Raw genomic sequence first — 14,964 nt, forward strand, 5'->3', positions numbered from 1 at the left:
TTGCCAGAGCGCTACCTAACATTTTCAGAGCGACAATTAAAACAGTACCTATCTACTTCATTTCGGTAAGAATACAGCTGCTCATGTCATCTATATCTATACTCTTAACCGATATATTTGCCGCTGCTACCGCTTGGGGCATGCCATAAACAACACAGGAGTCCTGGTCTTGGGCCCAGATAGTTGCCCCGTTCTCTTTCATAAAACGGCAGCCTTCTCTTCCATCAGCCCCCATACCCGTTAAGATAATACCCAATATGTCGCCACCATAAGTTTTAGCGAGAGATCCAAACGTTAAATCAACACTGGGCTTATAATTAATTTTATCTGTCGGTTTGGCATCGGTAATTATTACTCTCTTTTGAAGGCCTGAACCCTCTATCAACATCTGCTTGCCGCCTGGCGCCAGATAAGCGCAACCCGGCTTTAATATATCGCCATGCTCTGCTTCTTTAACTGCAATATTACAGTGCGAGTTAAGCCGTTGAGCAAAAGCGTTAGTGAAGGTCCCCGGCATATGTTGCACCAACACTATTGGGTAAGGAAAGTCAGCCGGTAATGCTACTAATATCTTCTGTAACGCAACCGGACCACCGGTTGATGCACCGATTGCTAAACACTTATACTTTTTACCAGAGGCCGTAATGGATGAAAACGTAGGTTGACTCGTTGCATCCTTGCGGCCAGTGAGCAAAGTAGAGCTCTTGTAAAACGCCTGCTTGGGCGCATTTTCAGGTAATTTTCTACTCTCGACACGCTTCAATATGGGGCGTTTTAAACCTACCCCCCGCCTTGCTATCAACCTAACCTTAGTACATAGCAATCGAACGGCATCTTTGCGATCTTGTGCTATGTCTTCGAATTTTTTAGGAAGAAAATCTAACGCTCCTGCCTCTAGAGCATCTAACGTTGCTTGCGCGCCATGATGAGTAAGCGACGAAAACATCAAAATAGGAACGGGGCGTTTTTCCATAATGGCTTTAACGGCAGAAATGCCATCCATTACGGGCATTTCAACATCCATTGTTATCACATCAGGTAGCAGCGTATCTATTTTGTCGAGGGCATCTTGCCCATCTCGAGCTTCACCAACAACTTCTAGCTCTTTATCTTCGTCAAGAATTTCACGTACTCGACGACGATAAAATGTAGAATCGTCCACGACCAAGACTTTAAAGACCATGGATGTTAATTTCCTATATGTGTGCCGTATTACTTTAAAGGCTTGCGAGCATAGCGTTTAAGTAAGCTAGGAATATCTAAAATAAGCGCTATTCCACCGTCAGAAGTGATGGTTGCTCCCGCCATACCCGGCGTTCCCTGTAATAAGGCATCTAATGGTTTTATAACCACTTCTTCTTGGCCTATTAGCGCATCAACAACAAAGCCAACTTGCTGGGTGCCTATTTGAACCACGACGACGTGACCTTTGTCTTTATTTAAATTTTTAGGCCCGCGAATTAACCATTCACCTAAGAAGAACAGTGGTATCGCTTTTGACCGAACTATCATGGTTAGCTGGCCATCAACCGTATTGGTTTTCTTAATGTCCATATTGATAATTTCGTTGACCGCACCTAACGGTAGTGCAAACGTTTGTTTGCCAACGACTATCATTAGGGTAGGCAATATCGCAAGCGTAAGGGGTACTTTAATATCGAGTCGGGTGCCTTTTCCAAGGTGTGAATCAATACTTATGGTACCGTTAAGCTGGTTAATTTTTGTTTTAACCACATCCATACCCACGCCACGACCCGAGATATCACTAATCTCCGTTTTGGTCGAAAAGCCGGGGGCAAATATTAGATTGAACGCTTCAACATCAGACATTCGCGCAGCAGCATCGGCATCTAACACCCCTCTGCTAATCGCAATCTCTTTGAGTTTTTCTGCATCCATTCCCTTACCATCATCTTCAATGGTAAGTAAGATATGATCCCCTTCTTGAGAAGCCGATAATCTAACGGTTCCCATTCGGGCTTTACCTGAAGCTGCGCGATCATCTGGCATTTCAATGCCGTGATCTACCGAGTTTCTCACTAAGTGAACCAGTGGATCGGCCAGTGCTTCTACCAGGTTTTTATCTAAATCTGTTTCTTCACCTTCCAACTGCAGGGTGATTTCTTTTTTCAAGCTACGAGCTAAATCTCGAACAACCCGAGGGAAACGGCCAAAGACTTTCTTAATTGGCTGCATGCGGGTCTTCATGACCGCGCCTTGCAAGTCGCCGGTAACCACATCTAAGTTAGCAATGGCTTTAGACATGCTCTCATCAGCATTGTTTATTCCCAAACTAAGCAAACGATTTCGCACCAATACTAACTCACCGACCATATTCATAATTTGGTCTAGGCGTTTAGTGTCAACACGCACCGTTGTTTCAGCTTGAGGGGGGGCTGGGTTGGCCTTTTTATCATCTTTTTTCGCGGCGGATTTAGCCGGCTCTGCTGCTTTTTTCTCTACCGGCTTTGGTGTGGGCGCTTTTGCCACTGGAGCTGGTTTAGCAGGTGTACTTGCTGCCTGCTGCGCTTTCGCCTTTTGAATTTCTTCTGTCGCCTTTACATCTACCGCAGGTGTATTACTTGCCGAAGTGGTCGAAGCACTCGCAGAAGATTGCGCAGTAGGCCCTTGCCCTGAACCATGTAACTGGTCAAGCAAAGCTTCAAATTCATCGTCGGTAATTTCTTCACCACCCGGGGCAGCCGCTTTTGGCGCTGGCGTAGCAGCTGGGGCTGGCTCATTTTCTTTAAATTTGCCTTTACCGTGCAGCTCATCTAGCAGAGCTTCAAATTCATCATCAGTAATATCATCACCAGAGCCACTCGCTGCGCTGCTAGGTGCGGATGCAGGTGCGGGCGTTGCCGGTGTAGATTCTACTTTTGCTGCTGAACGCCCTGGTGCACTAGACCCATGAAGCTCATCAAGCAAAGCTTCAAATTCGTCTTCTGAAATTTCGTCAATTCCACCATCGCTAGTGGCTGCAGGCGTTGCAGAAACAGAAGGAGTTTCTACTACAGGTTCTTCTTCAACAACATCTGCAACAGTGGCATCTGCAGTATCAGCGCTGTCGCCAAAGATATTTTCGTCTGAGGTTTCAGGAGTGCTTAGCTTGTGAAGTAAATCAACGAGTTTTGCGTCTGCAGGTATTAATGGTTCTTGCGATTTGACACGCTCAAACATATCTACCACTACATCAGTCGCCTGAAGAATGGTGTCCATCAATTCAGGGGTTAACGTACGCTGACCATTTCGCATTACATCGAAAACGTTTTCAGCACCGTGGCAAATTTCGACAAGTTCTGTAAGCGAAAGAAAGCCAGCCCCACCTTTTACGGTATGGTACCCACGGAAGATAGCATTGAGTAAATCTGCATCCTCAGGGTTATTTTCTAGATCAACGAGCTGTTCTTGTAATTGTTCAAGGATCTCCCCAGCTTCTACTAGAAAGTCCTGTAATATATCCTCGTCAACATCAAACGCCATGCGCCCGCTCCCTAAAAACCTAAGCTAGACAAAAGATCATCTACGTCATCTTGGCCAGACACAACATCATCTCGTTGGTCTGCATCAATAATTGGACCTTCAGCTTTGACGCTATCGGCCTTGTTATCTACCTTGTTATCTTTTTCAATTTTAGTTTCCGATGGCTTACTTGGCTCTGATTGATCGCGATCGCCAAACATCGTTAACATATTAACTAAGCTATCTTCTACTTCTTTAACAAGTTCAATAACACGGCGAATAACCTGACCAGTAAGGTCCTGATAACCTTGTGCCATTAGCACTTCGGTTAGCAAAGACGTTAACTTGGTCGATTGTGTCGCGCCGTCTTCCAATAATTCGTCTAAGTCTGCACACAACACTTTGAATTCGCCTAGTTCGAGTTGACGATTCATCAACTTTTTCCACTCAGGCATGATTTTTTCAATACGAGTGGAAAGCATTTCAGCAATTGGCATACTTTCTTCAACTGCATCCATGGTGATATTGGCTGCTTTTTCTGTTTCTTCAATAACATATGTCAATCTAGTTTGCGCATCTGGGATATCATCAATCGCTAGATTTTTAATACGTTCATCGATTTGAAAATTGTTGAGCGAGTCATGCAGTTGGCGAGTTAGCTTGCCCACTTCGGCAAAGAGTTCAATAGACTCTTTCATCGTCACGACTTCTAAGACGGCATTCGCCGATGCAGTATCGCCTTCTTCTAGATACATCACCAATTTCTTGGCTTCTTCGAGCGTTATAGAGACACTTTCTTTTGTCGACATCCAGTAAACCTCATTTCTCTGGTGAGCGCCTGAATCAACCTAAACGTTCGAAGATTTTCTCAAGTTTCTCTTTCAGGGTAGCAGCTGTGAAAGGTTTAACCACATAACCGTTTACACCCGCTTGTGCTGCGGCAACGATTTGTTCTTTTTTCGCTTCAGCCGTCACCATAAGCACTGGCAAGTGTTTTAACTTGTCATCAGCACGTATAGCCCGCAATAAATCAATACCTTGCATACCTGGCATATTCCAATCTGTTACAACAAAGTCAAAATCACCTTGTTGTAGCATAGGCAGCGCGGTGTTACCGTCGTCCGCTTCCTGGATATTGGCAAAACCCAAATCTTTTAGCAGGTTCTTTATGATACGTCTCATGGTAGAAAAATCGTCAACCACGAGAATTTTCATACTTTTATCCAAAATAGCCTCCAATGAGGGGTTAATTGTTATTAATTTCTATTCTTCGTCAATATGCCACGATTTCATTCGTGATTTGAGTTTTAACATGGCCTGACTATGAATTTGGCTTACTCGCGATTCACTTACATCCAAAACTTCACCAATTTCTCGTAGGTTCAGTTCTTCATCATAGTATAGAGAAAGCACAATCGCTTCCCGTTCGGGTAAAGTAGTAATAGCATGTGCTAGCGCTTTTTGAAAAGCCCCTTGCATCAAATCTTCTAATGGCGCATCGCTGCCTCGGTTTTTTTCTGTAGAAATAACATCTTCAGAAACCCCTAAGTCTTCAATACCCACTAATTTTCCGGCGTTAACTTCGTTAAGCATTTGATGATAATCTTGCATGCTAACATTCATTTTAGCTGCAATATCTACATCTCGCGCGTCTCGCCCGGTTTCGCCTTCAACTTTTGAGATAGCATCAGTAATTGCTCGGCCGTTTTTATGCACAGAACGGGGCGTCCAATCACCTTTTCTAATTTCATCTAGCATAGCACCGCGAATGCGAATACCTGCAAAGGTTTCAAAACTCGCACCTTTAGAACCGTCAAAATTTCGTGCAGCTTCAAGCAACCCTATCATTCCTGATTGAATAAGATCATCGACCAGAACGCTGGCGGGCAATCGTGCAATTAAGTGATGTGCTATACGCTTCACCAGCGACGCGTGACGTTCAACTAACTGTGATTTGTCCGTTTGCTGTTGATAAGCGGCTGCTTTGCTATTCAACGCTGACTTCCTACTGCTTTATCTGCTATGAGTTGTTCAATAAAAAATTCTAAGTGCCCACCAGGCTGCGCTGGAATTGGCCAAGATCCCGCCTTAGCCGCTAATTGGCTAATTGCCACAGCTGCTGGCGAACTTGGGTAAGCATCGACAATTGAGGTTTGCTTTCGCACGGCGCGACGAATATTTTCATCGAAAGGCACCGTAGCTACCAATTCCAAAGCAACGTCTAAGAATCGCCCAGTCACTTTAGACAGCTTACTGAATAGCTCTTGGCCCTCTCTGACATCGCGAACCATATTGGCAACCACTTTAAAGCGGAAGACCCCGTGCTCACGGTTAAGAATTTTAATTAGCGCATAGGCATCAGTAAGCGACGTAGGCTCATCGCATACAACCACCATGATGTCTTGTGAGGCTTTAGAAAAGCTTAGCACCATGTCGGAAATACCCGCTGCGGTATCCACAATAAGCACATCAATAGGCGAGCGTAACTCGCTGAATGCTCTTATCAAACCAGCGTGTTGGGTTGGTGATAGCTCGGCCATTGACTGTGAACCTGATGTGGCTGGCGCTATCTTAATCCCATGAGGACCCGTGACAAGAACATCGTCTAAGGTGCACTCACCAGATAATACGTGAGAGAGATTTTTCTCTACCCGTAATCCTAGCATTACATCCACATTGGCCAAACCTAAGTCTGCGTCCAATACCATTACCCGCTTTCCCTGCTTTGCCATAGCAATCGCAGTGTTAAGCGTAATATTTGTTTTACCAACGCCACCTTTACCTCCGGTGACGGCGATAACTTTGATTAATCGTGATTGCTTCATTTTTCGTAAGCTACTCGCTTGATCATCAATCATACTGCTCGTGCTGTTTTAACCACATTGTTACTAGTAGTATGATTCAAACCGTACTTTTTATAAAGCTTTGCAGCAGCAGATACTAAAGATTTTGCTTCTGCAATCTTAATGTCTTCAGGAACTTTCTGTCCATCTGTTACATAACTGACAGGTAACTGGTACTCCACCGCTGCGCTAAGCACCTCGCCTAGAGAGTAGCACTCATCAAGCTTTGTAAAGATACAACCGCTCAGTTCCACCCCTTCATATGCATCGATTATACGTTGTAGCGCAGCATATTGCGTATTCGCTTGCGCTACTAAGTATTTTTTCACCGGCTGCATTTGGCCGTTATCAAATTGATTTATCTGCTTAATTAATCGACTATCACGCTGACTAAATCCAGCCGTATCAATTAACACTAGTCGTTTATGGCGTAATTGAAACAATAAATCTGATAATTCTTCACTACTTTGCGCTTTACGTACTGTACAGCCAATAATTTTTCCATAAGTAGCTAATTGTTCGAACGCCGCAATACGATAAGTATCTATGGTAATCATGGCGACGGAATCAGCACCGTATTTCTGTGCATAACGCGCGGCTAACTTAGCTACAGTCGTTGTTTTACCTGTGCCTGTTGGGCCAACGAGCGCTACTGCGCCTTGCTGCGTGAGTATATCGTTACCCGTCACATTTATACGATTAGCCAATAGGTTCAAAAGGTAAACCCACGCGTCTCGTTCGTTGTAATGCGACGGTGTATAGCTAATAAGTTGTTCTGCTAACGAAGCGCTCAAGCCCATATCGGTTAAGCGCTGAACCAAATAATGGTGCACTGGCTGCTTGCGACGACTTTTTGCTTCCATTAAGTCTGCAACTTGGTACTGAAGTACGTTTCGAAGCGACGCCAGCTCTTCTTTGATTTGTGCTAATTCATTAGATTGGGGAGCTGAACTCTCATCAATGCTTTCATCAATACTTGACGCTTGATGGCTTGGAAATTCTGAGGTTTGTTGGCTAGCCTCTACATCATCTATAAAGGCTTCGGAGAAATCTAAATGGGAGGCTATTTTATTAGCATGCTGCGCATTAACGCTTGCTGCAGGTCCACTAGGAGTAGTTTGCGCTCCACCGTGCTGCTTTTCTAATAATGCTTTTAGGCTATCAGGGCCATCATCGCCAATAATCTCACTGAGGCTTGGTACCGCGGCTTTTGATTGACCTGATGCGCTAGGTGCAGGCTTTTTAATCGACAGTTTGGCTTCTGGCTCTTTATCGTAAGCTGCTACCAGTTCGATACCGTCAGCGAGCTTTCGGTTTGACATGATAACAGCATCACTGCCTAATTCCGCTTTAACTTGACTTAATGCTTCACGCATATCTTTGCCAAAGAAACGTCTGATTTTCATTTGAAAACTCTCCAATCACCCAGTGTCAGATTATTGACCGACCGAACTGACTATTTTTATCTGCTTATCATCGGGTACTTCCTGGTAGGAAAGTACATGTAAGCCCGCGACCGAATACTTTAAGAAGCGAGAAAGCACTGGACGCAACATGCCAGAAGTAAGAAGCACCGCAGGTTCCCCTTCTAACTCTTGTTGCTGACTTGCCTGCTGCAATGATTTTTGCAGCTTGTCGGCCAGTCCTGGTTCGATACCAGCGCCATCCTCGCCACCTGCTTGTAGTGACTGGTGCAACATCTGTTCCAACTCTGGCGCCAAGGTTATGACGGGTATCTCTTTCGCCCCTTGGGTAATTTCTTGGGTGATTAAGCGTTTAAGTGCAATACGTACCGCAGATACCAGTACATCAGGGTCTTGGCTACGAGGGCCATACTCACTAAGGGTTTGAACAATAGTGCGCATATCGCGAATAGGCACACCTTCAAACAATAAGGTTTGCAGCACTTTAACGATGGTACTCAACGGTAAAATATCAGGTACTAACCCTTCAACTAATTTAGGATGTTGCTTAGCTAGCATGTCTAATAATTGTTGGGCTTCTTCATGACCTAGCAGCTGGTAAGCATTATTGGTTAGCAATTGGCTTAAATGCGTTGCCACTACGGTTGCAGCATCAACCACGGTATAGCCTAGGGTTTGTGCATGTTCACGTTTATTCGGTTTTATCCACACAGCATCTAACCCGAACGCAGGGTCTTTCGTCACCCGGCCTTCAAGCTTGCCAAATACCTGGCCTGGGTTTATCGCAAGTTCTTCATCATGGCTTATTTGAGCATCACCAATGGTCACGCCCAACATAGCAATGGTGTACAAATTAGGCTCTAAATCTAGATTATCGCGAATGTGTACCGGCGGAATAAGGAAGCCCAGCTCTTGAGACAGTTTCTTACGCACCCCTTTAATTCGCGTGAGAAGCTCACCGCCTTGGGACTTATCGACCAAAGGAATTAATCGGTAACCCACTTCAAGGCCTATGGTGTCTACGTGCTGAACATCATCCCAGCCTAGCTCTTTAATTTCAGGGGCTACCGTATCATCTTTCACTACGTTCGCTGGGGTTTTAGGTTTTTCTGCTTCACGCTTAGCGGCAACGCCCTGCCAGTATGCATAACCGGCTATAAGCACTGAAAAGCCAATAAACGCTAAGTGAGGCATACCGGGAATAATACCCATGACAAATAACACGCCTGAAGCTATGTAAAGGGCTTGGCTGTTACCTAATTGGCTACGAATTTCTTTACCCATTTCTTGGGTTTCGTTTTCACGGGTAACGATAATAGCGGTAGCAACTGACAGCAACAGTGATGGAATTTGTGCCACTAAACCGTCACCAATGGTTAAGATGGTGTACACCTCGATGGCGTTACCAAAACTTAACCCGTGTTGAATCATGCCGATAAAAAGGCCACCCACAATATTGATAAGCATAATGAAAAGGCCTGCTACTGCATCACCTTTTACAAATTTTGACGCACCGTCCATCGAGCCATAAAAGTCCGCTTCTGCGGTTATTTCTTCTCGGCGAGCACGCGCTTGATCTTGGTCGATATAACCAGCGTTCAAGTCGGCATCAATTGCCATTTGCTTACCGGGCATGGCATCAAGGGTAAAGCGTGCACTTACTTCTGAAATACGCCCTGCACCGGCGGTGACTACTTTAAAGTTAATAATGAGTAAGATAGCAAAGACCACTACACCCACCGCATAGTTACCGCCAATTACCACAGCACCGAAGGCTTCAATAACCTTCCCCGCGGCATCGCCACCTTCATGCCCGTAAAGTAACACCACACGAGTAGAGGCCACGTTTAGCGCTAAGCGCAGTACGGTAGCGATAAGTAGAACAAGAGGAAAAATGCCGAAATCAACCGGCTTTTGCGTTAGTACTGCCACCAAAATAATGACTAAAGACAGCGCAATATTAAAGCTGAACAATACGTCGAGCAGGAATGGCGGCATAGGAAGAATAACCATGCCCATAATGGCAAGAAGAACAATAGGTGCGCCTAAGCCACTGGTAATATTCTGCAGCTGATTTTTGTCGAATCGCTGAAGGTAGCCGGATAACTGCATTGCAGGGAGTCTCTCTATCGGAAAATTGACGCTAAACGCTGTCTTACCAAGAGTATTACAACTACCGTGCCAGCTTTAAGCAAACCTCATTAAACATAAGTTGGACAGGTAACTTCTGGGCCTGTGTCTATTGCATATTGCGTCATATTGGTAAGGTGTGGGCTAGGCTGAGCACGGCGTAGACTAATTCTGTAGCGCTTTGAAATCGTAAGTATTTAAAAATCGGCAGCGCCTTAACGCCGCAGCTCTGGTGGTATAGGTAAGTCACGTTTAAGTGGATTAGGTCGCTTGCCTTTACCTGCTCTGTGGGCTTTAAGCTGATATACGTGAGCGAGTACTTGCGCTACCGCCATAAATAAGGCGTTAGGTACTTCACCATCAATCTCGGTAGAGTAGTACACAGCACGGGCTAACATCGGAGACGGAATAAGCGGTACATCGTTAGCAGTGGCAATTTTACGAATATGCATGGCCAATTCATCAGTACCTTTTGCCACAACGACTGGGGCCCGGTTTCCACTATCGTCATACTTTATGGCTACAGAATAATGTGTAGGGTTAGTAACAACAACATCTGCTTGAGGCACGTCTTGCATCATACGCTTGGTCGCGGCTTGATATTGCAGGCGGCGTATACGCCCTTTTACTAAAGGGTCACCTTGTGAATTTTTGTTTTCGTCTTTCACCTCTTGTTTAGTCATTTTGATTTCTTCATTGTGCTTATACATTTGATAAGGCACATCGATAAGGGCAATAGGTATCATGCCGCAGACCAACATGATAAACGCCCATTGCAGCATATCTAATGCATGGAAAATATTTCCAGGGTAAAGCTCTAAATCTAGGTGTAAGGCTTCATCCTCAAAAAATAGTAATGCAATTAATGCCATTCCCACAATGACAACCACTTTGGCTATAGATTTAATTAATTCAACCAAACCGTTCATGCCAAACATACGCTTGAAGCCACTAAGTGGACTCATTTTAGAGCCTTTAAACTTAGCCCCCTCCCACGTAAAGTTGTAGCCTCCCAGCGCAATGGAGCCATATATTCCAGCAAACATGGCCACTGTCATATAAAGCAATACGGGGAAACTTACCGTGGAAATCGCTTCACCCCATGCGCCAAACATGTGGGTGGTATCGTAAGTTTCATCTCGAGATAAAACAAACATACGCTGCGTAAGCTTAAATACCGACTCGGCAATCCAGCCCCCAACGAACAAAAACATGAAGGCACTGACAACCAACACCAGTGTTGTCGATAACTCTCGAGATCGTGCTAACTGCCCTTTTTTTCGGGTGTCGGTGAGTTTTTTCCCCGTGGGGTCTTCTGTTTTTTCGCTAGAATCTGAATCAGCCATGTATCACCTGACTTATTTTCATGGGCAAATCCTCAGAAGCTGACACATAAACTGCTCTGCTCGCAGCCACTGTGTTTCAAAATGCGCGGTAAAGTTATCTAGGGTTATCCAAATAATTAGCAAGCCCATCACCTGCGCAATAGAAAAGCCAATACTGAAGATATTCAACTGAGGGGCGGCTTTGGTCATTACACCAAACGCTAAATTAACGATAAGCAGGGAAACGATGGGCGCCAATGATAACGTAATCGCGGAAATAAACATCCAACCGCCCCAATGGGCAATGTCTCTAAATTGCTCACCGGTCCACCACGCTTCACCTATGGGGAATGCGTGGAAGCTCATAACAATCATCTGGATCATGGCTAAATGCCCGTCTAGCGTCCAAAAAAGTAAGGTGGCTAAAATTAAATAAAACTGCCCTACCGCAGGTACGTTAATGCCATTAACGGGGTCAACAATTGAGGCGAAACCTAACCCTGTTTGCATAGCGATAACTTGCCCTGCCAGCACAAAGGTATTTAGCACCATCATGGAAATAAACCCGATAGCGACGCCAATTAATAGCTGCTGAATACCTAGGATAAAGGTGCCTAGATTCACTAAATCATCAACAGGTGCTGGAGGTACCACGGGCATAATAATCAGGGTAAGCATAATGCCCAACAACGCCCTAACTTGCGGCGGAATAGATTGTGCACTTAAGCCAATCATCGCCACAAACAGGCCACTGATACGCATAAAAGGCAGCATTAAATCAGCAAGAAACTGATTGATGGTAGCCAGTTCAACCTCCATATTAACCAACAACCTGAGGTATCATTTCTACCATGTGGAAAGTAAAGTCCATCAGCTTTTGCACCAACCAGTTGCCACCCCAGCTAAGCGCTAATAGGGTAACCAGCAATCGTGGTAAGAAACTCATGGTTTGTTCGTTAATTGAAGTTGCAGCCTGAAATACAGCCACTACCAAACCCACGATAAGGCTGGGTACAATAACCGCAGACACCAGAACGATAACCATGAACATGGCTTCGCGGAGTATTTCAACAAAGACTTCTGGTGACATAAGCCCTCCTACACACCCATACCGAAGCTGGTAGCCAGTGTGCCAAATATGAGATTCCAGCCATCAACTAACACAAACAGCATGAGTTTGAATGGCAAAGAAACAATCATGGGTGAAAGCATCATCATCCCCATCGCCATCAGTATTGAGGCCACGACGAGGTCGATAATAAGAAAGGGAATAAACAACATAAATCCAATTTGGAACGCGGTTTTGAGTTCGCTGGTCACAAATGCGGGGATAAGAATGGTGAGCGGTACTTCGTCTGTATCTGCATATTTGCCCTCATCACCAGCAATACGCACAAAGGTCTCTAAATCTTTCACCCGAGTTTGCGACAGCATAAAGGCGCGCATAGGCCCTTTAGCTTGCTCGATGGCATCCAAACTTGTCATCTGCTCTGACAAATACGGCTGCAATGCGCGCTCGTTAATTTCTTCAAACACCGGCGCCATAATAAACATAGATAGAAACAAACTCACCCCCACCAAAATTTGGTTTGAAGGAGATTGTTGCAAACCAATAGCTTGTCGCAAAATTGATAACACCACTATGATGCGGGTGAACGAGGTCATCATCATAATAAACGCTGGAATAAGGCTAAGCGCTGTCATGATAAACAGCGCTTGCAGCGTCATAGTGTAATCTTGCGAACCATCGTCGTTAGTTACTACAGTAACGGCAGAAATGCCTTGCTGTGCCAATGCAGGCTCAGCTATCACCCAAGAAGCTAGCACTACAAATAATGCGGTCCAAAACTTACGCATCGGTTTTATCGTCCTTTATTGAAGGGTTTAGCTTACCCGCCATGGCGGCAACCAGCTTTTGCTTGAACGCATCGCCACTGCCCTGCTGCCCATTTGCTGCTGGCGTTTCTAAGTGCTTTTCAAGTTTACTTAAATGAGAAATATTATGACTGGTGACACCCACAAGGTGCTGCTCGTCGCCCACCTGAATAACCATTATTTTTTCTTTAGTGCCTGCCACCATACTGGCGACCACCTTCATTTGCCCACTGCCCATACTACCGACATTAAATCGACGCATGAGGTAAGCAAGCGCAAAAATAATTCCAACCACTAAAAGAAGTGATAGAAAAATTGACACTACAGAGGTGGGGTTAGTGATTGATTGGGTAGATTGCGCATTCACTACTTGCGTAAAAATCAGGGGCAGCATTGCGCAACCCCTTGCTATATAAGAAGATTTATCGAAGCTTCTTGATTCTCTCGATTTGACTAATAACATCCGTTAACCGAATACCGAATTTATCGTTGACTACTACTACTTCACCATGAGCAATCAACGTGCCATTTACCAATACATCTAATGGCTCACCCGCAACGCGGTCTAGCTCCACCACAGATCCCTGATTCAACTGTAGCAGATTTCGGATACTTATTTGACTACGTCCAACTTCCATCGAGATAGTCACTGGAATATCCAAAATGGTATCCAGTTTCTTTTTCTCTTCTTGGCTTATGGGTGTGTCATCGGTTAATTCGTCAAATTCAGCAACCTGAACACCATCATTTTCCTGATCTTCAGCTTCAGAATCGGCTTGCTCTGCCATCGCAGCAGCCCAATCGTCCATACCGTCTTCACTCATGGGATATTCCCCTCGCCTTACAGGTCTTCTTCGAGTACTTGCAGCTCGGCATCATTATCAATAATGCGTCCGCCACGGGTTAATAATTGTAGCTCAGACTTCACTGAAGTCGGTCTTGCAATCTTTTCTACTATTTTCAGGGCCAAGTTGTCTCGCGAACGACCTAACTTAGCTCTGAAAGTTGGTAAATCTTCAATTAGCACCGTAATGGTCTCTGGCATTTCTACCGGAATAATTTCACCCGGTTTAAATTCCATCACACGGCGCAATGGCACATCCACATCAAGCATGTGGGTGGTCAGTGCTACTTTTACATCCATGATTTCATCGCGAAGTGCTTTACTCCAGCGTAAATCAGTATCTTCTTTATCGCTTTGCACACCAGCATCTAGCAATTCGCGGATAGGCTCTAACATTGAGTATGGAAGTGACACGTGGAAATCGCCACCGCCACCATCTAGCTCAATATGAAACGAGCTAATTACCACCACTTCTGTGGGGCTTACAATGTTTGCCATCGCTGGGTTTACTTCCGAGTCTAAATACTCAAAAGAGACATCCATAACAGGTGCCCATGCTTCTTTGTAATCTTCAAAGATAATTTTAAGTAGCATTTGAATAATACGCCGTTCTGTTGGCGTAAATTCTCGGCCTTCAATTTTGGCATGATAGCGGCCATCGCCACCAAAAAAGTTATCTACCAAAATGAAAACCAAGCGGGCTTCCATGGTGATAAGACCGGTACCTTTAAGGGGGCGAAAACGCACCATGTTTAAGCTGGTAGGTACAAACAAAGTATGTATGTACTCTCCAAACTTAATCATTTGAATACCGTTAATAGAGACTTCCGCGGAACGGCGCATCATATTAAATAAACTAACACGCATGTGACGTGCAAAGCGCTCATTAACAATTTCAAGTGTGGGCATGCGCCCACGAACAATCCTGTCCTGTGAGGAGAAGTCGTACTCTAGTGTAGAAGCATCCGAGTCGACATCGCCAACCTCATCTTCTTCTACATCGTCTACCCCGTGTAAGAGGGCATCGATTTCATCTTGAGATAATAAATCACTCACAGTTT

Annotated in this window: 15 protein-coding genes; all 15 read right to left on the reverse strand. The window is 44.8% G+C overall.

Annotated features, from left to right (window positions below; translation table 11 throughout):
* Window positions 1-52: 52 nt before the first annotated feature.
* Entirely contained in the window at window positions 53-1,183 is a 1,131-nt protein-coding gene (locus Q4561_RS15190) for a chemotaxis response regulator protein-glutamate methylesterase (protein WP_303461709.1), read from the reverse strand.
* Between the two features lie 29 nt (window positions 1,184-1,212).
* Complete coding sequence (locus tag Q4561_RS15195; protein WP_303461710.1) at window positions 1,213-3,483, reverse strand: chemotaxis protein CheA; 2,271 nt, start codon at window positions 3,481-3,483, stop codon at window positions 1,213-1,215.
* 11 nt (window positions 3,484-3,494) lie between these two features.
* Window positions 3,495-4,271, reverse strand: a complete 777-nt coding sequence (locus tag Q4561_RS15200; RefSeq protein WP_303461712.1) for a protein phosphatase CheZ — start codon at window positions 4,269-4,271, stop codon at window positions 3,495-3,497.
* Window positions 4,272-4,305: 34 nt separating this feature from the next.
* A complete protein-coding gene (cheY, locus tag Q4561_RS15205) occupies window positions 4,306-4,689 on the reverse strand; it encodes a chemotaxis response regulator CheY (protein WP_303461714.1) in 384 nt (127 codons plus the stop codon).
* 36 nt (window positions 4,690-4,725) lie between these two features.
* Complete coding sequence (locus tag Q4561_RS15210; protein ID WP_303461715.1) at window positions 4,726-5,457, reverse strand: RNA polymerase sigma factor FliA; 732 nt, start codon at window positions 5,455-5,457, stop codon at window positions 4,726-4,728.
* Window positions 5,454-6,320, reverse strand: a complete 867-nt coding sequence (locus tag Q4561_RS15215; RefSeq protein WP_303461717.1) for a MinD/ParA family protein — start codon at window positions 6,318-6,320, stop codon at window positions 5,454-5,456. The genes Q4561_RS15210 and Q4561_RS15215 overlap by 4 nt, the downstream gene beginning before the upstream one ends.
* The gene (gene flhF, locus Q4561_RS15220) at window positions 6,317-7,711 is read right to left on the reverse strand and encodes a flagellar biosynthesis protein FlhF (RefSeq protein WP_303461719.1); all 1,395 of its coding nucleotides are present in this window, start codon (window positions 7,709-7,711) and stop codon (window positions 6,317-6,319) included. Before flhF ends, Q4561_RS15215 begins: the two co-directional genes overlap by 4 nt.
* A 30-nt stretch (window positions 7,712-7,741) precedes the next feature.
* Window positions 7,742-9,841 (reverse strand): flagellar biosynthesis protein FlhA, encoded by a 2,100-nt coding sequence (flhA, locus tag Q4561_RS15225; RefSeq protein WP_303461721.1) that lies wholly within the window; start codon window positions 9,839-9,841, stop codon window positions 7,742-7,744.
* Between the two features lie 233 nt (window positions 9,842-10,074).
* On the reverse strand, window positions 10,075-11,205 hold the full coding sequence (gene flhB, locus Q4561_RS15230; protein WP_303461723.1) for a flagellar biosynthesis protein FlhB: 1,131 nt from the start codon (window positions 11,203-11,205) through the stop codon (window positions 10,075-10,077).
* Window positions 11,206-11,223: 18 nt separating this feature from the next.
* Window positions 11,224-12,003: a flagellar biosynthetic protein FliR gene (gene fliR, locus Q4561_RS15235; RefSeq protein ID WP_303461725.1), complete on the reverse strand. Its 780-nt coding sequence runs from the start codon at window positions 12,001-12,003 to the stop codon at window positions 11,224-11,226.
* Window position 12,004: 1 nt separating this feature from the next.
* Complete coding sequence (fliQ, locus tag Q4561_RS15240) at window positions 12,005-12,274, reverse strand: flagellar biosynthesis protein FliQ (protein ID WP_013785095.1); 270 nt, start codon at window positions 12,272-12,274, stop codon at window positions 12,005-12,007.
* Between the two features lie 8 nt (window positions 12,275-12,282).
* A complete protein-coding gene (gene fliP, locus Q4561_RS15245) occupies window positions 12,283-13,041 on the reverse strand; it encodes a flagellar type III secretion system pore protein FliP (RefSeq protein WP_303461727.1) in 759 nt (252 codons plus the stop codon).
* On the reverse strand, window positions 13,034-13,453 hold the full coding sequence (fliO, locus tag Q4561_RS15250) for a flagellar biosynthetic protein FliO (protein ID WP_303461728.1): 420 nt from the start codon (window positions 13,451-13,453) through the stop codon (window positions 13,034-13,036). The genes fliP and fliO overlap by 8 nt, the downstream gene beginning before the upstream one ends.
* A gap of 28 nt (window positions 13,454-13,481) precedes the next feature.
* Window positions 13,482-13,883 carry a flagellar motor switch protein FliN gene (fliN, locus tag Q4561_RS15255; RefSeq protein ID WP_303461729.1) on the reverse strand — a complete coding sequence of 134 codons (402 nt, stop codon included), beginning with the start codon at window positions 13,881-13,883 and terminating at the stop codon, window positions 13,482-13,484.
* A 17-nt stretch (window positions 13,884-13,900) separates the two neighbouring features.
* Entirely contained in the window at window positions 13,901-14,959 is a 1,059-nt protein-coding gene (gene fliM, locus Q4561_RS15260) for a flagellar motor switch protein FliM (protein ID WP_303461731.1), read from the reverse strand.
* Between the last annotated feature and the right edge of the window lie 5 nt (window positions 14,960-14,964).

The sequence above is a fragment of the Alteromonas sp. 1_MG-2023 genome, assembly GCF_030547075.1.
GTDB lineage: Bacteria > Pseudomonadota > Gammaproteobacteria > Enterobacterales > Alteromonadaceae > Alteromonas.